The organism is Paraburkholderia piptadeniae (genome assembly GCF_900007165.1).
GTDB lineage: Bacteria > Pseudomonadota > Gammaproteobacteria > Burkholderiales > Burkholderiaceae > Paraburkholderia > Paraburkholderia piptadeniae.
On record NZ_CYGY02000050.1, the window covers coordinates 1 to 19,438 of the forward strand.

Sequence of the window (19,438 nt, forward strand, 5' to 3'; positions counted from 1 at the left end):
CAAGCCGCATTGTGGCATTCCACGGTTTTCTCCCTCGGGTTTATTCGACGCCTGCCGACATGCGCGGAGGCATGCACATTCCTGCGGCCGATGGCAGGCATCGAATAAACCTTAACGGTCTGAGCCGATCGCGTCAGGCAGTGGTCGGCCGATAGTGTTGAAAAACTCTTTGAGCGGGTGCTCTGTCGGGTTTTCAAGGGTCCTCTTACCCCTAACCGATGCTCACGAGCGGCTTGTAGAGCGATCTGAGAGGCCGATTTTTCGCGACACGGTCACGCTGCGGCGATGAGCGAGTTTTTCAACAGAATCGGCCATCAGTGGTCATTCGACCGATTGTTCGCCACGACATTCGAGTGTCCGGTTCACGCCTATAGCAGCCGCGCTTACCTCACTCGACCGAAGCCGTGTCACTGCGACGCACGAAGCCGTCTTTTTGGCTGCGCAGGCTGCTATCGCACGTCGAAACTCGAAGCGAAATCACGTCATGTCATTCCCGCGCCCTGTTGGCCAGCTTCGTCGCTACGAGCTCGCGCCAAGCGATGGGAACGGCATCACGGCGTTGGACTCCAGCAGGACCGTAGACGCCATGTTCGCGAACAGGCTGACTGCGCGCGGCACGTGCCGCTGGCTCGGATAGATCAGGCTGACCTCCAGCCCGCTCACACAATAATCGGGCAATACCTGGCGCAACTCTTCCCGCGCGATATGGGATGCCGTCATGACTTGCGGCGGCAAGGCGATCCCCAAGCCAGCTAAAGCGGCTGCCCGCTGAGCCAACCCAGTGTTGACTGAGAATCGCCCCCGCGCAGGCGTTTCGACAACTCCTTCCTTGCCATCGAGTCTCCAGACATACGGCGAATCGTTGGTGACAGACGGCGTAATGCAGTCGTGATCCGCGAGGTCACTAACGCGTACCGGTTTTCCCCGTGCAGCAAGATAGTCGGGGCTTGCCACCAGTATCGACCTGGTCCATCCGATCTTGCGCACGATCAGAGAAGGATCGCTGATCCGCCCTACACGGAACGCGACGTCGATCTTTTCGGCCAACAGGTCCACTCGTTCATCGGTAAGTTCAAACTCTATGTGCACACCAGCATGATCCGAAAGGAACTTGTGAACAGCCTCTACGGGAAACCAGAAAAAGAAGTTCGCTGGCGCGGCCACGCGCACACGACCTGAGATCGAATCATGCAGATCGGACAGCTTCCGCGCGGACTCGAGCAAAACATCGACCTGCTGCGCGCACTGGGCAAAGAACATCTGGCCTGCATTGGTTAGCACAAGCTTGCGCGTCGAGCGCTGCATCAGCCGGACGCCAAGACGCGCCTCAAGTTGCTGAATCCTGCGGCTTCCCGTGCTCGGCGGAATATTCAGGCGCCGACCAGCCTCCGCAAAGCTTCCTGCACGAACGACTTGTACAAAGAGCGCGATGTCATTGAGGTCCATGGGGGATACCTGTCAATTCTGCACGAATCCATCCCATTCTATCGTCTAGTCACGGAACCGACGGGCCTCTACGCTTTGGCTGTGGCTCGGTTGCCAATCCACGCTGACATCACCGGCCTCACGATCGGGCTGGTGTGACAGCGATACCTTCTCAGATCGATTCTGACATGAGAAGGACTCCGAATCTGGTCTCCATTGCCGTGGCCTCATCAATGAAAGGTCTTGATCCTATGAAACTCGCGCCTACAGCACAGCTGTCAACCTCTGCCGGGATATCTCGCCGCCAACTGCTAGTGCTCAGTACGAGCGCAGCAGCAACGGCGGCTTTGCCCGCCGTTGTCTCGGCTGCCTCTCGCGCGCCTAACCGCGCAGCAACCCCACAAGGAAACGCTTCGATGAACTACGTTACCACCCGGGACGGCGTCCAGATTTTCTACAAAGACTGGGGTCCCAAAAATGCGACTCCCATCGTCTTTTCGCACGGATGGCCTCTTTCTTCCGACGATTGGGATGCGCAGATGATGTTCTTCCTCTCCAAGGGATATCGCGTCATTGCACATGACCGTCGAGGCCATGGACGCTCGTCGCAAGTCTGGGATGGGCACGACATGGACCACTATGCCGATGACCTTGCCGCCGTGGCGAGTCACCTCAACCTTACGGGTGCCATCCACGTGGGCCATTCCACCGGCGGCGGCGAAGTTGTGCGCTATCTGGCACGTCATGGCGAGAAGCGGGCTTCGAAGGCCTGCCTGATTGCGGCAGTGCCGCCGCTTATGGTGAAGACCGCATCCAATCCAGGCGGCCTGCCGAAGGATGTGTTCGACGGTCTGCAGACGCAGACCGCCACCAACCGGGCGCAGTTTTTCCGGGACCTCCCATCGGGGCCCTTCTATGGTTTCAACCGACCGGGTGCGAAGCCTCAGGAAGGCATTATCGAGAACTGGTGGAGGCAAGGAATGATGGGTAGCGCAAAGGCGCACCACGATGGCATCGTTGCGTTCTCGCAGACCGATTTCACCGAGGACCTGAAAAAGATCCACCTGCCTGTGCTGGTGATGCACGGAGACGACGATCAGATCGTTCCCTACGCGGACTCTGGCCCGCTGTCGGCCAAGCTTCTGCAGAACGGCACGCTGAAGACCTACAAGGGTTTCCCGCACGGCATGCCGACGACGCAGGCGGAGGTCATCAACGCGGACCTCCTAACCTTCATCAAGGCCTGACTGCACCAACCCGAAAAGAACTGCCGGTCTGCCTCGAAGCAGACCAGCAGTTGAGGTTCTTGCTTCGTGATTGCTTTATCGAGCGGACTACAACTTTAGGCGTTGCATACCTGCCACTGACGTGTTCATGGTCCAACAGTAGCGATGGCCAATCACACGCCGTCCGACATGGCGGAGTGAATGGCGGTTGTACCCCGGAACTTGCCTTTGATTTCGTGCTGGGTCAGAGGGCCGGAGCGGGTCGCTACGTGACAGCGGGCAAATTGCTGTTGCGCGCCAAGGCGTCGCAGTAGCAATGACAAACGAGCGCTGCCGGTCGGCAGCGCTGACGAAGCGTACTCAATGACCGGCGACCTGGCCGCCATCGACATGCAGAATTTCGCCTGTCACGAACGGCGCCGAATCCAGGTACAGAATCGCCTCGACGATGTCGCTCATTTCGCCCATACGGCCCATCGGATGCAACGCGCCGAATTTCGCGTACAAGTCCGGGGGGAACATCGGAGTTTTGATCATCCCCGGTGAGACCGCATTCACGCGGATGCCGCGCTTCGCATATTCGATCGCAAGCGCGCGCGTGGCCGCGGCGAGTCCGCCCTTCGTCAGCGACGCCAAAGCCGCCGGCAAGGCTTCCATCGCGTGGTCGACGAGGCTCGCCGTGACGTTGACGATGTGCCCGCTCAATTGCTTCTCCATTTGCGCCAGCGCGAGCTGCGTGACATAGAAAAAGCCCGCCAGGTTCACGTTGATCAACGAGGTGAAATCTTCGGCCGTGTATTCGGCGAAAGGCTTCGCGACGAAAATGCCGGCATTGTTCAGTAGCGTGTCGACGCGCCCAAAGCGTTCGATCGCTTCATCGATCACACGGCGCGCGGTGGCGGGATCGCCGATATCGCCTGCCACGGCCAACAGGTCGGCGTCATCAGTCGGTTTGATGGAGCGGGCCGTTGCGACAACGCGGTGCCCCCGGCTGCGAAATGCTTTGACCGCCTCTGCTCCCATACCTTGCGAAGCGCCGGTGATAACAATGACCTTCTGTTGGTTGCTCATGCTACACCTCCTTAGTTGCTGGTTGACGCGGTGCAGTCCGGGCGCGAAGACCTCCGAACGGATCAGTAAGCGTCGGCGCGGCCATGCGCGGTTATCGTCGCCGATAGATGTTCCTGTTCAACGATGGGACGAGCGTATACACGTGGTACGCGTCGGCTCCGAATTAGTCCAGTGGCGCGGCGTGTAGACGGATACTTTTTAAAGGTGCGAGCATTCGGAAGACATTTAGTAGGCTTTCGCAAAAGTCCGACGCAGGAGTCCGGATCGATCAAGTGATCGCCCATGCCGCACAGCGAGTCTCGGTCGTTCACGCCGTAAGCTCTAGCGACGGCAAAAGATCCGAAAGCATCCGTTTGCTTTGCACTAGATCGAACGGATGGTTCGGGTCGAACTCGGACCCTTGACAGAAGTCGGCGGCGTTTGATTCCGGCTCGGCGATGGCAGCGTCTGAATATCTTGTCTGTGTGGCGCGAGACTGAGTTCTTCTCAGCGAAAGAGCAGGCCGCGCTGGCATGGGCGGAGACACTGACATGCCTCGCGGACGTTCACGCGGAGCGTGACGCCGAATACCAGGCGCTGCGAGAGCATTTCAATGATGCGGAAATCGTCGAGTTGACGTGGGCCGTGGCAGTGATCAATGCGTGGAATCGTATGGCGATCGGCATGCATCAGCCGGTTGATGCGAACCCGATCGACTGATGGCGCGCGGCGCGCGAGGATTGGCGCGACAGCTTGCCTCGATGGGGCGCGGCGACAGCGGCATGAATACAAATACAGTACGGTTGTCTCAATTTGGCATTCCATTTTCCTGAAGACCGTCTATGTTTTTATGGTGTGCTTTCCTTCACGCGCACCGGAGTTTACCGGCCCTCTGTCGATTCTTCACGTGCATCTGCCACCTCGAACGCCACCCGCGGTTTTTGCACGGCGATGGGCGGCTCGACGCACGCGGGATGGGCTCGGCCAGCCACAGGTGGTCATCTGCCGCGGTGCAATCCGAATACGGGTCACGGAAGCCTCCGCTGCATTTGGAACTGTTCAAGTTTCTCTAACGATCGACGACGGAGGGTCAATCATGAAGATCGTTATCATCGGCGGCACCGGCCTGATCGGCTCGAAGACCGTGGCCATTCTGCGTCAGGCTGGCCATGACGTCATCGCTGCGTCGCCGAGGACCGGCGTCAACACGCTCACCGGCGAGGGGCTCAAGGAAGGACTCGCCGGCGCGCAGGTGGTGATCGACCTTGCCAATTCACCGTCGTTCGAAGACAAGGCCGTGCTGGAATTCTTCGAAACTTCCGGCCGTATTCTTCACGCCGCTGAGGGGGAGGCGGGCGTCCGGCATCATGTCGCGCTGTCGATCGTCGGAACCGACCGAACGCCTGAGAACGGCTATTTCCGCGCCAAGGTCGCGCAGGAAAAACTGATCGAGGCTTCCGGCATTCCCTACACGATCATCCGTTCGACGCAGTTCTACGAATTCCTCGGCGGCATCGCCGACTCAGGCACGGAAGGGAACACCGTCGGGCTTTCACCGGGTCTGTTCCAACCCATCGCGGCTGACGACGTCGCCGCGATCGTCGCCGATGTGGCGCTTGGCGCTCCGCGCAACGGCATCATCGAAATTGCGGGTCCGGAACGCGCGCCGTTCGACGAAATCATCGCCAGCTACCTGAAGGCGGTCGGCGACACGCGTGAAGTTGTGCGCGACCCTGAGGCCCGTTACTTTGGCGGCCGGGTCGAAGAGCATTCGCTCGTGCCGCTCGGTGAGGCGCGCCTCGGCCATATCGGCGTCGACGAATGGCTTCGGCGCTCGCAGGGCAAGGCGTGATTCTCATCGTTAAGCTTAAGTAAAAGCAGGTGTTACGTGAAATACATTCTCTGCGCACCGTCGCGGCTTTGCCGTTTGGCAGCGTTCTGGCGCAGACACTAAAGGAAAGGCGCGCGAAAGTGACTCTCGTCTACCAGCACGAGCTACCGAACGTTCCTGGCAGGAGTGTCAAGAGCGTGCTCGCCGAATATGGTCCGGGCGGCTATTCACCTGGTCACACACATCCAAAGTCAGCGTTCATCTATTCGACCGTGCTCGAGGGCGCAATCCGCAGCAAAGTGAACGACGTACCTGTGACCGTATAAAAGGTAGGGCAAAGCTTCTCCGAGCTGGCCGGAGATCGCAGTCAGCGCAAATGCGAAGCAAGACGAAGTCGGCCAAACCCCTCGCGGTGTTCGGGGTGGGCAGGAGTGAGATGGAACTGACGACTCCATTCGGGGATTAGGTCTCAGGGGCGTTTCGCGTTGTGATGCCGCGATTGCGAGGCTGTCCTGCTCCGAGGACGGTCGTTGCATCGGCGGCGAGCTGATGCAGTCGTGGCGCGTCCTGCCGTATAGTCCGCGGTGGGCCGTTGTGTGCCTGTCCTTGTACCGCGCATCTGGATTCCGGCTGCCGGGCGGACCGGGCGAGGCTTTTGATCGATGTTCGACACGCAACACGGTGTATCTGTTTATATGTCTACGGCAATAAGTTGCACCCTGCGACAATGATCAAACATTCGACGTTACTGCGGGGTCGTAACTCATCGCTGGTACCGCTGCCTGTCCTATTGACGTAACTACGCGGCCATTATGAATACCATCAAGATTCTCCTTCAGACCACCATCCCACCGATCGCCGACGACTGGTCAATTGCGCGATTCAGCCGCCTGACCGAACTTCTGCGTAGCTATCGAGATCCTGAGGGACGCGTGACCTTTAGTGTCGTCGCTCGCGACCGCGAGCAGTTCGGGCAGCCAGACCCTGTACTTTCTCATCTCGATGAAACCGATTTTGATGAGCTGTGGCTATTTGCCGTTGACGAAGGAAACGGCCTGACCGCCGAAGATTGTGACGGAATCACGCGATTCCGGCGGGCAGGCCGTGGCCTGTTGGTCAGCCGGGATCACATGGATGTGGGCAGTTCAGTATGCAGCTTGGGGGGAGTGGGCAAGGCGCATTACTTCCATACGCACAATCCGGATCCGGATGGATCCAGACGGGTATGCGACGATACATTCTCGTCCCATATTTCCTGGCCAAATTTTCACTCGGGCGCAAATGGAGACTTCCAGGAGATTGAAGTCGTCGCACCGACACATCCGATCTTGAAGAACGCCGCAGCGCCCACGGGCGAAATCCGGTTCCTGCCGGCCCATCCACACGAGGGTGCTGTTGACGCTCCTGACGGAGAATCAGCCCGCGTGATTGCACGGGGCAAAAGCAAAATCACGGGAACGAGGTTCAATCTTGCAGTTGCGTTCGAACCCTCCATGCAGGGAGGCCCTGCGGTCGCCGACAGTTCGTTTCATCACTTTGCCGACTACAACTGGGACGTGCGACTGGGTTGTCCCAGCTTTGTGGATGAAGGCCCCGGGAACGGGATGGCGCTGAAGCAGCAAGCGCTGCCGGATATCCATCGATATGCTGTTAATGTCGCGCTTTGGCTCGCTGGTCAACTTCCCGGTCGTTGACGGTGCGCTATGCGGAGAGTGTGCGGAACAGGTTTTTCTTATCTGCGGGCTCACGCTGATAGCATGGACGTCCGAAGAGCACCGGGAAGCAGTCAAATCAGTTCGTCACACGGGAGCGGCTGGTGTGGGTCGGCTGCTGCCCGATGTGGGTCGATCAACGACGGACCACGGCGGCCTGTTCGACGTCGGACCGGGTGGCCGGCCACGAGCGGTCATTCGAGGCTGGCGCACGAATCGTCGACAATCGGCCTTGCAATCGAAAGACTATCCGGCGATCAGCGAAAACCGTGCGCCGCTACCGGTTCTTCCTGGCAACGACTACCGCTGTCGTACGTCGGAGCTTCCTGAACGCTTGGGGCTCCCATCCGCGCATGGCTAGAACGAGAGCCGTTCCGCTCCTCTCCGGCAACGGTGCTGAGCATGATTGGTCATGGAGAGCGGCAAACTTCGAACGAAGCTTGAACAATTCGTCGTTTAACTGATTGAGTGCTCCTTTCGTCAGCATGCCGTGAATGAAGCTCATCGACTCGTCCGGCGTGTCAAACGTGCTATCCATGAAGTCTGGAAGCCCGCGCTGGGAAAAGTATTGTCGAATCGGGCCGCCAGGCAGCCAGTCGAAGTCGCGCGCGACAAGCGGTTGAATCCGGTTGCCAGGTTTCAGCTTGACGAGGCCCATCCTGTCGAGCGCGAGCAGGTACTTGATGCACTCCGCCGCGGTCAGCCGATACGTCGCGACGACGTCATTCACCGACCAGTGGTTGAGCGCGCACACCGTCACCAATAGAAACTTCTCGTCCGAGACGAGACGCGCTTCCTGCTCTGGCGTGAGCGTGTGCAAACGTGTCGTTGAGCTCTCGGCTTCATGAAGCAGCTCAGCCATCGTCAGGCCCAGCAGGTCGCATAACTGGGCGAGGCGCTCGACAGTCATGCGTCCGTTGCCGAAAAGGCGCTTCACACTGGCCTCGGACAGGTCTAGCGCGCATGCAACCTCCCGATAGGTAAGACCCGCCGCTTTGAAGCGGTGCTTGAGCGTCGCGACCAATCGAGCAATCTCTGTCATGAAAGTATCGAAATTCAGTACGTGACGGGTCATTTTACGCATAATTTCACGGAAAAAGTGCATATGACGAGACCCTGTGACATCCTGCACGCAATAAAACGAATGGAGAAATTCACCATGTTCATCATCGTCGACTGTGCTTCGTGTGGCGGTGTCGAAGCGGCTACCGGCCGGGAGGCGCCATGATGGCCGCGATTGTTCTTCTCTTCGGATCTTGCCTGGTGCTGGAGATGTGTCGACCAGGCTGGAACCTGCCGCGCGTGCGGACATGGCCTGTTCGGGTACTAGTCATCAATAGCGTCCAGCTCGGCGTCGTTACTGTGGCCGGAATGACGTGGGAGAAGTGGCTATCAACAGGTTCGCTTTTTCATCTGTCGAAGTACGTGACGCCGGGCGTTGGAGGTGTCTGCGCGTACTTCATCGCGACCTTCGTGTTCTATTGGTGGCATCGCTGGCGCCATGAACTAGACGCATTTTGGCGGCTATTCCACCAGATCCACCATAGCCCGCAAAGGCTGGAGGTCATCACGTCGTTCTATAAGCACCCTGGCGAGATGGTCGTTAACTCCGTGATTGGTAGTCTCCTCGTCTACTCACTACTCGGCCTGTCCGTGCAGGCGGGTGTTGTCTATACCTTTTGCACGGCCGCCGGAGAGTTTTTCTACCACACGAATTGCAAGACACCTCGTTGGATTGGGTTCTTTTTTCAACGCCCCGAGATGCATCGTATTCACCATGAGCGCGGATCGCACAGGAACAACTATGGCGATATCACCTGGTGGGACATGCTCTTCGGGACCTACGACAATCCTGTTGCGTGGGACGGTCAATGTGGCTTTGACGACGAAAAGGAACAACGGCTGAAAGACATGATGCTCTACCGGGACGTGCATAAGCGTTAGGTCCATTGCCACCTCGACCGAAATACTCCGCTCGTGGTCATAGGCGAGAACCGTCCAACATCAAGCCCAACACCCTTTCCGGTAGTCCGCAGTTAGTGCATTATTCGCCGAGACGTTTTCCGATAACCCCACAAACCGGAACGCGCATCACCATGCCATTCATTCCCCTCTATGCCGCATTTCTCCTGCTGCGTGGACGCATCACCCGAAGCGAATGGCTGACGCGCGTTGCGATAGCGGCGCTCGTTTGTGCGGCATTCGGCAGTCTGGCCGGGGCAGCGTTCGGCGAGGTCGGCTCGGGATGCTTCGCGCTGCTGTTCATCTGGATTGCCATCGCGCTCGCCACCCAACGTCTGCACGACGTCGGCCGGCCCGGTGGTGCGCTCGTCGTGGCGATTGTTCCCGTGATCGGCCCGTTGTGGGTGCTTGGACAACTGCTCAAGCGCGGCGTCGATCATTCGAATCGCTTTGGAGCCGATCCGGCCAGCCGGATCGATTATCTGCTCGTCGACATCGCCAGGTGAAGCGCTCCATGCCGACAGTCAACGACGTTACCCAACTGAACCGCATTTCGGTTCTCTCGGTTATCACGCCAGCATCGACCCAGGAAGTCGTGAGTGCGCTCATCAACTCCGACTTTCCGGTCTCGGTTGGCGGCGGGCACTTCAGCATGGGTGGCCAGACGGCGAGCCCGGACACGCTGCATCTGGATATGCGCCAGATGAACCGTGTGCTGCGCTTCGATCCGCAAGCGGGAGTGATCCGCGTCCAGGCAGGCATCCGCTGGTGCGACATCCAGCGCTTCATCGATCCGCATGGCTTCGCCGTGAAGATCATGCAGACCTATGCAAACTTCACCGTTGGCGGTGCGCTCTCTGTGAACGCACATGGGCGCTACGTGGGGCTCGGGCCGCTCGTGCTGTCGGTGCGTGCAATCACGTTGGTGCTGGCTAGCGGTGAAGTCGTCGAGGCAAGGCGCACGCTCAACACGCAACTGTTCAATGCGGCGATCGGCGGCTACGGCGGCATCGGCATCATCGTCGAGGCCGAGATCGAGCTCGTACCGAACACGCGTGTCGCGCGCAGCGACAAGAAGATGGATACCACCCAATACAAGGCGTGGTTCGATGCGAACGTCCGCGGTCACGAGGACGTGGTATTCCACAACTTCGACCTCTATCCGCCGCGCTACACGCGCGGGCGGGCGGTGAGCTGGACCGTGACCGACGCACCCGCCACCGCCCCACGCCTGCAGCCGCTCACGCATGGCTTCTGGCTCGCGAAATACCTGTTGTGGGGGATCACGGAGACGCCGCTCGGCAAGTTCCGCCGCGAGTACCTGTACGATCCGCTGCTGCATCTCGGCAAGAAGGTGCACTGGCGAAACTACGAGGCCGGTTACGACGTCGCTGAGCTAGAGCCCATCGGTCGGATGCGTCGGACCTACGTGCTGCAGGAATATTTTGTGCCTTCCGATGCGGTCGGCGCGTTTGCCGAGTCGATGGGGGCCGTTCTCGCGAAGCATCGGGTGAACGTCGTCAACATTTCCGTGCGCCATGCTCTTGCTGACAACCAGACCGTGATGGCGTGGGCGCGGGGCGAAACGTTCGCGTTCGTGCTGTACTACAAGCAGCGCACGCGCGAAAGCGCAAAGGCGCGTGTCGCCGTCTGGACCCGCGAATTGATCGACGCGGTGCTCGCGGCGGGCGGCACCTACTATCTGCCCTATCAGCTTCACGCGACCGACGAGCAGTTTCATCGCGCTTATCCGCGTGCACGGGAGATGTTCGCCCTGAAGAGCGAGATCGATCCGCGCTATCGCCTGCGCGGCGCGCTGTGGGATCGCTACTACGCGCCGCGCTTCGTGACCGCACCGGCCTGTGCACGCGACGATGGCGCGTCGTCGAATGGCCGATTTTCTCCGTCGCTGTTCGCGTCCGTCTACCGCGACGAACGTGAGGCCGATCGCTTCTACGCGTTTCTGCAGAACATCTTCCACGTGCTGCCTGAGGACCGGCTCCACACGCTGATCCGCAACGAGACCGCGAAGCACGCGGACAACGATGACGCCATCTATCGCGGTATTCAGGCTGGCCTGAAGTCGATCACGCCGCCGTTGGCGATGCTCACGCACGCCTTGCCGTCGCTCGCGACGCAGAAGGCGGAGATGGGCCGCCAGGCAGCCACGCTGGTCGGCGGGAAAGCGCTGCGCGATTACGTCGAGATCGGTACGACGGGACGCTACGTACGGGCGATGAAAAAGCACCTTCGCCTGACGGGCAGCGTGACGTTAGTGCACGACGTGGCGCCGGGCGCGGGGCCCGTCGATATCGTCGAACGCGGACAGCTTCGAAAGCCGGGTGGGTTCGTGCCGCTGAACGGCTATGCACCCATTGCGCTGCCGGCACAAAGCGCCGATCTCGTCAGCTGCTTCGTCGGGCTGCATCACATGGCGCCGTCGCTGCTCATGCCCTTTCTTGAATCGATCGCGCAGATCACGAGACCAGGCGGCTATTTCATTGTTCGCGACCACAACGTGACGACGCCCGCGATGGATGCGTTCGTGTCGCTTGCGCATACGGTGTTCAACGCAGGCCTCGGCGAATCGTGGGAGACGAATCGGGACGAGCTGCGCCATTTCGCGAGCATCGAGGACTGGATCGCACGCATCGAGACGGTCGGTTTCAGTCACACCGGCGCGCGGCTCGCGCAAGCGGGCGACCCGTCCGGCAATCTGTTGCTCGCATTCGTGCGCAATGGGGCTCGGCAATGAGATACCGCATCGCACGCGTGGCCGCTGCACTGTGTCCGACGTTGCTCGCGATCGCGCTCGCGTGTACCGCCGCACCGGATGCAGACAGCCCCGTGCCACCGGAGGCGCGGCGCGACACCGAGCAGACTCTGCTGACGTTCCCCGAATGGTATCTCGTGCACAGTCCTGCGGAGTACGCGCGCATCGTCGAGCAGCGGCCGGCACATGCGTTCCCGTTCATTGCGCAGACGGAGCAGCTTTGGTCCACCTATCGCACGGTGACCGAAGAGCAGATCCGTGACCGGTATCCGCTCAACCCGGGCTATCACCTGATGATCCTTGTGATCGCCACGAGCACGACGGTTGAATACACGCTGCGCGCCGTCTACGAAAACACGGTCGGGCGTGCGAGCTGGCTGCTTGGTGGAGGCCGCCTGACGAACGAGGATCGTTATGGGGCGAAGGCTGCCCAGGACTACGTCGATTTCATCCGCCAGGAGCCATGGTATCTGTTCGATTTCTGGTCGCGACTGAAGCACCTATGGACAGACGTGCCGCTCTTCGGACCTGGCCTCGTGCGCAAGTGGGAGCGCCGCTACGAGCTCACGACTGAGTACGCAATCAAGGCGGTGTACGGCAAGCTGATCGAGAAAGCGACGCGCGCGACGTATACGCCGGCACTGATGACCACCGACGTCGTGGTCGACCGCCTGCAGCAGGGATGGACGCCGCCCGCGCGCGTGAGCGTGCAGCAGCGCTTGCCGGATGGGCGCGTGCTGCTGTCGCTGCCTCGTTATTTCGACTTTCGTATTGCGGCTACGGCTCTAGCGCGGCAAGGCGTGAGAATCGACGACATCGCAGGCAACGGCGCGTCGACGCCGATTCTCGTCACGGTATGGGCGGCCAACGACACGAAACTGTCGGCTGGGTATTGGCGCGTGCTGTTCGAGCAGCCGCTCACGCTGCCCGCGCAAACGCGACGTATCGCGCTACTGATGCCGGTCGGCAGCCTGTCCACGTTTCTCGTGCAGGCTTCCGCGATGGGACTGACGGTCGAGCACGTGTACGACTATTGATTTGCCGGACCTTCAGGCAACGGCGGTTGCAGCGTGTCTAGTGACAAGAAACGAGTGGATCGTCAGGGTCGGCGTCGGCACAAGAAATGAACAGATTCAGTGTGACGAAAGGGCCTATCATTTCGAACGGCCGCTTTCGAGAGATCTCAATGTCTCTTCAGGGCCGATTCCAGTAGTGCGTTGCGAGCCTGGTTCGGCCAGTCGCGGATCTTCAACCGGCATTATGCGTAAGTTGGCGTCCGCCGGTCCAGACGCCCGACGAGTTGATTACCATCCCTTGCATCCGGTACTCTGACGAAGACCTCCTCGTCGCGAGCGGCTGTTGTCATGGATCTAGATTTTCGACAGGCCGTATCCGGAGACTCGGAATGGCTATTTGACACGTACCAGCGAACGATGAGAGGTTTCGTTGCTGTAGCGTATGGTTGGGACGAGAACGTGCAACGAGCGGCGTTTGCAAAAAGCCTTCGCCAAGGTGCTTGTCATATAGTTATGCGGGAAGGCAACCGATGCGGGTTTGTGCACTGGGAAGTCGAACCGGATCTTGTATGGCTGAGGATGCTTTGTATCGTGCCGGGGATGCAAAACAAGTCGATCGGCAGTGAGGCGATGGCCAAGTTGATGTCGTTGTCCAGTTCCTTACAAAAGCCGCTGTACTTGCATGTCTTGATGTGCAACCGGGTTGCCTCTGACTGGTACAGAAGAATCGGTTTTGTCGAAATCGAGAACGACGGCAAGGTCTCCAGTATGATGCTTGCTCCTTCGCCCTCCCGGCCCTTATAGAGCTGATGGGGTAGTCCTCCAACCGTGCGATCGCAAACAGCCGGGGCCGGCCAACAACGGCCAGTCGACACCGCCGCGTAGATCGTTAACAATCAACCCGATTCTCGAAGGTATCAGATCCGAGAGATCGAAGTTGTTGTGCGGGTTTTTGAAACGTTTTCCGGTGACCAGAAATGCTCATGGATCTGCATGTGATCTATACGCGAAGTGATCGAATCCTCCTCTCCCGTCGACCTTATGAGTCGTGGCGCCACATTCAAGATGACGTCGCTGATTACATGGCTTCGCTGGGACCTTGGTCCTCCGCCGAGACAATCGAATACTTGAGCCAGGAACATCCTGAGCTCAATCCGAGTGCATCGCACCAGGTCGGCACCTTTTTAGCCTCTGCTGAACTCCTGGTCGAACTACGACTTGAGCGGAACCGCTAGCTGGTCACGCGTTCTCAGCCCCGTGCTTGAATTTAGTAGAAGTGACACGTTCTGACAGTGGCTACATCATGAAAATCGTCGTTACGCGCGATAGCGTTGGAGCCGGAGACGATTTTGACGCTCCACATCGCCTAGAGTTTGGTGTTTCAAACGATCGGGCGATCGCTGACATTCTTCGATATGTCTCGCAATTGAGCTACCTACCTTCGGTAGCCGGCGGGAAAGCGACTTGGTCTGCAGTGTCGGGGCGTCCACTCGCCGTCATTGCGCAGCAGTGGCCCGACCCGAAACCTCTGAGCGTGTCGCCCATTGCGCTTTCGGACCTTGACTCTCGTTCCGACGGGCTATATATGCACTTCAACTACCATGCACAAATCGATCCGGACATCGTATTCAATGTGCTCAATCGGCTGCGCCTGAAAATCGTTCTGACCGCGTGATTTCCGGAGACTGATCATTTGAACTTCACCTTTCATCCTCGATGGAAAGAAGAGTTAGTTTGCTCCTGTACGCTAGGCGAATTCGTCCTTGAGATGGCAATGGGCGTTCCCTCCGTGTATATTCCCACGGAATACGCCTGGCAGAACCTAGCGCCGACATGGGCGCGTCCGTATTGGAACTCAGTCTACGTCCAATTGGCAGCGTGGTGTATGAGCCACGGCGTTCCGCTGCATGTAGATAGCTCGGCGAGTATTTTTTAGCGCCCGGCTTTTTTGACCGTCATGACGAACGACGAACTGTTATACAAGATCGACGAAGCGCTATCAGTCGTTGAACCTATGCTGGCTCCCACATGGCCTAATGTGCAGAGCATTCACCGGCAATTGATGTGGTGCCGAGCCCAAATCTCAGGCGAAACATCAGAGTCGAAGCAGGGACCGCTTACCATGGGACTGATCGCCACACGGGAATTCGAGATGTGGGGAGACAATCCGGAGCTTGCTGCTCTGATCAACCAGATACAGCGCGCTTTCGAATGAGGAGAATGGCTGCTTTTGGAAATACGAAAGTCCGCCTGGGGGTCGGTCTGCAATCAATAACTTGCGCTGCCAGCGTCGGACTGGATCTGCAATCACAAGTAGCACTGCGCAGCGGGGGCTGAGACTAAAGTCCAGTTCGGCGATCGCCCGTAGCAACCGCAATTGGCAGTAACACACCACCGACTATCAGTTCGCCCAAGGCTACGCCCGGAGCGACGAGACCGCCACCAACGCTAAACAACCAGAAGTCAACGATGACGAAAAACAATAAGGCAGTTACGCATATCCACGCAGTCCGAAGCCCTGAAATTCTGGCGCATACGTACAAGAGCGCGCTAGGCATGAAGATCATGAACAGGAACATCAGGAACGCGTCTGGATGGACAAAGAATCTGTGATGCCTATTCGGCGAGAATTGGAACCACAACGCGTAAAGTACAGGTAGGCAGACCAATATTCCTGCGACTTTGGTCGGCGTTCGAGAGTTGTGGGCGCGCGGATGGAATGGTCGCTGTGGAGAGCGGTTGCGCATTGCAAGAGTGCCTCCGACGATATTTTCAGTTCTCTTCGAAATCGCTGGTCTTGCCTGTTTTGTTAAGCACACGTGTCGCCGACGGATTGGCGTTTGCATGCATGATCTCACGCTCCGTCGCGACTGAATGTCTGCTTTCGATCATAGTGGGTGACCGTTGTGGGTCGACATCAGGCATCCGCTGACAGGTTGCTCCGCCGCGACTGCCGTCGATCACGCGTCCGCTGGAAAGGCCGAAGACGAATGTGTGTCCGACCTCCGATCGCTGACGCGCGGCTGCCCGCCGTCAGCTGGTTACTTCACCCTTGTACTCGATGAGCCGCTCGCCGGCGCCGATGGGCAGCAGTGCAAAGAGTCCCTTGCCATGCACAGACGAACGTCGTGCTGTGATGCGTCGCAGTCGCATTGTGTGGTTTTCCTTCCGTAACGTCTGTCGGTCTTCTTCATTTCCGTCAAGGTGCGAAGCATATCGCTGCCGTCGCCGGTATTCAACGAGTCACGTGTTTGACTCGCAACCGTTAGCCGCTGACACTTTCCAGCCCAGCCAGAATCCAGTCAGAAGAAGGATGGGTGGATGGGCGCACACGGCGTGGGAACCGCAGCGATGCCTTTTCGAAAGTCTCACGGGTGGGCGGCGCGACGCATGCCCCGTAGCGGCCGTCGGCGGTGCGCGTCAGCGCTGTATCGACGCGATTTACGGCAGATCAGGTCCGACGGGCGCGCGCTATTCGGGTATAGGGTTTGCAAGACTGCCATATCGACCCGGTCGTTGATTGCGTTGATCACTGCGTTCCCCGCAAGTGCGTGACGGGATTAGACTGACAGCTTGACGCGCGGACAGCACCCCTCTGACGACGTTCGCGAACGTTTCTTCAGGGAGCCGTCATGAATGACCTGACGTATAACGTGCTCTTTCTTTGCACCGGCAACTCGGCGCGCAGCGTGATGGCAGAGGCGCTTCTCGCCACACTAGGGAAAGGTCGGTTTTGCACCTACAGCGCAGGAAGTAATCCGATCGGAAAGATCAATCCTTTTGCCATCGAACAGGTGCGCAAGACTGGGTACGACCTGGCGAATCTGCGCAGCAAATCATGGGACGAGTTCGCCATATCCGAACCGAGCGCACCCCTCATGGACTTCGTTATTACCGTGTGCGATCAGGCCGCTGGAGAGGTATGCCCATTGTGGCCCGGCCATCCCGCATCAGCACACTGGAGCTTTTCCGACCCCGCCGCCGTGGAGGGCCCGGATGAAAGCAGACGTGCTGCATTCGAACAGGTGTACCAGCAGATTCGATGCAAGGTCGAGGCGTTCGTCGAGCTACCGCTGGACGAACTTGATGACGCCGCCATTCGCGCCGAGTTGCGACGGATTAGCGACATCGACGTCACGGCCATGGGCACATCCGGGATGTTGACGCGAGGCTAGAGCTTTCGAAGAGCAATTCCGATTGCCTGGCCCTCTGGTGACGGCTATGGCCGACCTGGTGCCATGGTGGTCGATGAACCGGACGGTTCGACGAGGGCGGCGCAGTTGGCCGCGCCCTTGCAGGGCACGCGAATCTGCACGAATTGATCATGAGCGCTGGTGCGTGCGCCCGGACGGAGACCGACATGACAAACCGGCTCGCTACAGAATCCTCGCCTTATCTCCGCCAGCATGCGGGCAACCCGGTGGACTGGTATGCGTGGGGCGAAACGGCATTTCACCGTGCACGCGCGGAAAACAAGCCGATCGTTCTCTCGGTGGGCTACGCCGCGTGCCACTGGTGCCACGTCATGGCGCACGAATCCTTCGAGAATCCGCGCATTGCCAGCCTGATGAATGAGCGCTATGTCAGCATCAAGGTGGATCGGCAGGAGCGTCCCGACATCGATGAAATTTACCAGCAGGTCAGCCAGATGATGGGACAAGGTGGTGGCTGGCCGCTTACGGTGTTCCTCACGCCACAGGGAGAGCCGTTCTTCGGCGGCACCTATTTCCCGCCGGACGACCGCTATGGCCGCCCCGGGTTCGCGCGCGTGTTGATAACCCTGAGTGAAGCCTGGCGGCATCGGCAAGATGAACTGCAGGTCAGCATTGCGCAGATTCAGCAGGGCTTCTGGCAACTCGATCAGGCACAACAGGGCGGGCCAACCGCCGATGTCGAAGATCTGTCTGCACAGACAGCCCACGCGTTGGCACGGAACACGGATCCGGCTCATGGTGGGCTCGGCGGCGCGCCCAAGTTCCCCAATCCGAGCTGTTACGACCTCATGCTGCGCGTCTATGAACGAAGCCGCGAACCCGTGCTGCTTGACGCACTGGACCGCACGCTCGACCACATGGCGGCGGGCGGCATCTATGACCAGCTCGGCGGCGGGTTCGCCCGCTATAGCGTTGACGCACATTGGGCCGTGCCGCACTTCGAGAAAATGCTCTATGACAATGGGCAGCTTGTGAAGCTGTACGCGGATGCCTACCGCCTGACCGGCAAGCCAACATGGCGCCGCATCTTCGAGGAGACCCTCGCCTATATTCTGCGCGACATGACGCACCCCGAAGGCGGCTTCTATGCCAGCGAAGATGCCGACAGCGAGGGCCACGAAGGCAAATTCTATTGCTGGACATCCGCCGAGATCAAAGCAGTCCTTGGCGAGTCCGAAGGGGCACTGGCGTGCCAGGCCTACGGTGTGACAGAACGCGGCAATTTCGAGCACGGCGCCACGGTGCTCCACCGTGCGGTCGAGCTGGACGCTGTGGAAGAAGCGCAGGTCGCGGGCTGGCGCGAGCGGTTGCTGGCGGCGCGCGCCCGACGTGTGCGCCCGGCGCGGGACGATAACATTCTCACCGGGTGGAACGGCCTGATGATCGCGGGACTCTGTGCCGCTTTCCAGGCGACGGGTGTTACCGGGTATCTCAGCGCGGCAAATCGTGCGGCCACCTTTATCCAGAACGAACTGACACTTGCCGACGGAGGCGTGTTCCGGGCCTGGAAGGACGGCGTAGCCAAGGTGCCGGGCTTCCTGGAGGACTACGCCTTCCTCTGTAATGCGCTGCTCGACCTCTACGAATCTTGCTTCGAGAGGCGCCACCTCGATCGTGCGATCGAACTCGCGACACTCATCCTCGACAAGTTCTGGGACGACGGGCTGTATTTCACACCGTGCGATGGCGAGCCATTGGTGCACAGGCCCCGTGCCCCATACGATGGCGCGTCGCCGTCGGGCATCTCATCCAGCGTATTTGCCTTCCTGCGTCTGCATGCACTGACCAACCACGATCTCTACATCGATCGCGCCGAGCATGAAATCCAGAGATACGAGTCCGCAGCTGGCAAAGCACCGTCCGCTTTCGCGCACCTCATGGCCGCGCGGGACTTCGTGGAGCGCGGCCCGTTCGAGATCGTCCTGGCCGGCGAGAAATCGGCGGCCACAGCACTTGCAACCGGCGTTCACCGGGCATACCTCCCCGCGCGCGTGCTGGCTTTCGCAGGAGACCTGCCGATCGGCCGGGAGTGCCACCCGGTCAATGGTCGGGCGGCGGCATACGTGTGCCGGAATCGCACGTGCGCTGCGCCCATGACCGATAGCAACGCGCTCCTTGAATATTGTTCATCCTGTAGGGTGTGACGGTGCCGGAATTGTCGTTCAGCAACGCGGCGCCGCGAATCGATTCGATTCTGTCGCTCCTGTTTCAGGGCACCTGTGAGGCGGG

16 protein-coding genes and 1 pseudogene are annotated in these 19,438 nt (G+C 59.4%); 13 read left to right on the plus strand and 4 right to left on the minus strand.

Going from position 1 to position 19,438, the window contains the following annotated elements; translation table 11 throughout:
* Positions 1–519 precede the first annotated feature (519 nt).
* Positions 520–1,446: a LysR family transcriptional regulator gene (locus BN2476_RS25245; RefSeq protein ID WP_087736901.1), complete on the minus strand. Its 927-nt coding sequence runs from the start codon at positions 1,444–1,446 to the stop codon at positions 520–522.
* A 395-nt stretch (positions 1,447–1,841) separates the two neighbouring features.
* On the opposite strand from BN2476_RS25245, the gene BN2476_RS25250 reads away from it, so the two are divergent.
* Complete coding sequence (locus BN2476_RS25250) at positions 1,842–2,672, plus strand: alpha/beta fold hydrolase (RefSeq protein WP_087736902.1); 831 nt, start codon at positions 1,842–1,844, stop codon at positions 2,670–2,672.
* Between the two features lie 339 nt (positions 2,673–3,011).
* Here BN2476_RS25250 and BN2476_RS25255 read toward each other — a convergent pair whose 3' ends face one another.
* Complete coding sequence (locus tag BN2476_RS25255) at positions 3,012–3,722, minus strand: SDR family NAD(P)-dependent oxidoreductase (protein WP_087736903.1); 711 nt, start codon at positions 3,720–3,722, stop codon at positions 3,012–3,014.
* Between the two features lie 462 nt (positions 3,723–4,184).
* Here BN2476_RS25255 and BN2476_RS25260 point away from each other — a divergent pair, with 462 nt between their 5' ends.
* The 3 genes from BN2476_RS25260 (at position 4,185) to BN2476_RS25275 (ending at position 7,226) form a co-directional block, all read left to right on the plus strand.
* The gene (locus BN2476_RS25260; protein ID WP_235850958.1) at positions 4,185–4,421 is read left to right on the plus strand and encodes a carboxymuconolactone decarboxylase family protein; all 237 of its coding nucleotides are present in this window, start codon (positions 4,185–4,187) and stop codon (positions 4,419–4,421) included.
* A gap of 376 nt (positions 4,422–4,797) precedes the next feature.
* Entirely contained in the window at positions 4,798–5,553 is a 756-nt protein-coding gene (locus BN2476_RS25265) for an SDR family oxidoreductase (protein WP_087736904.1), read from the plus strand.
* Between the two features lie 791 nt (positions 5,554–6,344).
* Positions 6,345–7,226: a hypothetical protein gene (locus BN2476_RS25275; RefSeq protein ID WP_087736905.1), complete on the plus strand. Its 882-nt coding sequence runs from the start codon at positions 6,345–6,347 to the stop codon at positions 7,224–7,226.
* 295 nt (positions 7,227–7,521) lie between these two features.
* Here BN2476_RS25275 and BN2476_RS25280 read toward each other — a convergent pair whose 3' ends face one another.
* Positions 7,522–8,286 (minus strand): helix-turn-helix domain-containing protein, encoded by a 765-nt coding sequence (locus BN2476_RS25280; RefSeq protein WP_087737072.1) that lies wholly within the window; start codon positions 8,284–8,286, stop codon positions 7,522–7,524.
* A gap of 182 nt (positions 8,287–8,468) precedes the next feature.
* On the opposite strand from BN2476_RS25280, the gene BN2476_RS25285 reads away from it, so the two are divergent.
* The 7 genes from BN2476_RS25285 (at position 8,469) to BN2476_RS46575 (ending at position 15,210) form a co-directional block, all read left to right on the plus strand.
* Entirely contained in the window at positions 8,469–9,188 is a 720-nt protein-coding gene (locus tag BN2476_RS25285) for a sterol desaturase family protein (RefSeq protein ID WP_087736906.1), read from the plus strand.
* 152 nt (positions 9,189–9,340) lie between these two features.
* The gene (locus BN2476_RS25290) at positions 9,341–9,712 is read left to right on the plus strand and encodes a DUF805 domain-containing protein (protein WP_087736907.1); all 372 of its coding nucleotides are present in this window, start codon (positions 9,341–9,343) and stop codon (positions 9,710–9,712) included.
* An 8-nt stretch (positions 9,713–9,720) separates the two neighbouring features.
* Positions 9,721–11,961: an FAD-binding protein gene (locus BN2476_RS25295; protein WP_087736908.1), complete on the plus strand. Its 2,241-nt coding sequence runs from the start codon at positions 9,721–9,723 to the stop codon at positions 11,959–11,961.
* Positions 11,958–13,016: a hypothetical protein gene (locus tag BN2476_RS25300; protein ID WP_235850959.1), complete on the plus strand. Its 1,059-nt coding sequence runs from the start codon at positions 11,958–11,960 to the stop codon at positions 13,014–13,016. The genes BN2476_RS25295 and BN2476_RS25300 overlap by 4 nt, the downstream gene beginning before the upstream one ends.
* Before the next feature lie 396 nt (positions 13,017–13,412).
* Positions 13,413–13,799 (plus strand): GNAT family N-acetyltransferase, encoded by a 387-nt coding sequence (locus tag BN2476_RS25305; RefSeq protein ID WP_235850960.1) that lies wholly within the window; start codon positions 13,413–13,415, stop codon positions 13,797–13,799.
* Between the two features lie 499 nt (positions 13,800–14,298).
* Positions 14,299–14,670: a hypothetical protein gene (locus BN2476_RS45670; protein ID WP_143811036.1), complete on the plus strand. Its 372-nt coding sequence runs from the start codon at positions 14,299–14,301 to the stop codon at positions 14,668–14,670.
* Positions 14,671–14,952: 282 nt separating this feature from the next.
* Positions 14,953–15,210, plus strand: coding sequence for an immunity protein Tsi6 family protein (locus BN2476_RS46575; RefSeq protein ID WP_087736911.1), 258 nt, complete (start codon positions 14,953–14,955; stop codon positions 15,208–15,210).
* A gap of 725 nt (positions 15,211–15,935) precedes the next feature.
* Here BN2476_RS46575 and BN2476_RS25330 read toward each other — a convergent pair.
* Positions 15,936–16,148 (minus strand): annotated as a pseudogene (locus BN2476_RS25330) (SET domain-containing protein); the annotation flags it as partial.
* A gap of 479 nt (positions 16,149–16,627) precedes the next feature.
* On the opposite strand from BN2476_RS25330, the gene BN2476_RS25335 reads away from it, so the two are divergent.
* Positions 16,628–17,170: an arsenate reductase ArsC gene (locus BN2476_RS25335; RefSeq protein WP_087736913.1), complete on the plus strand. Its 543-nt coding sequence runs from the start codon at positions 16,628–16,630 to the stop codon at positions 17,168–17,170.
* Between the two features lie 185 nt (positions 17,171–17,355).
* Positions 17,356–19,353: a thioredoxin domain-containing protein gene (locus tag BN2476_RS25340; RefSeq protein ID WP_087736914.1), complete on the plus strand. Its 1,998-nt coding sequence runs from the start codon at positions 17,356–17,358 to the stop codon at positions 19,351–19,353.
* Positions 19,354–19,438: the final 85 nt, after the last annotated feature.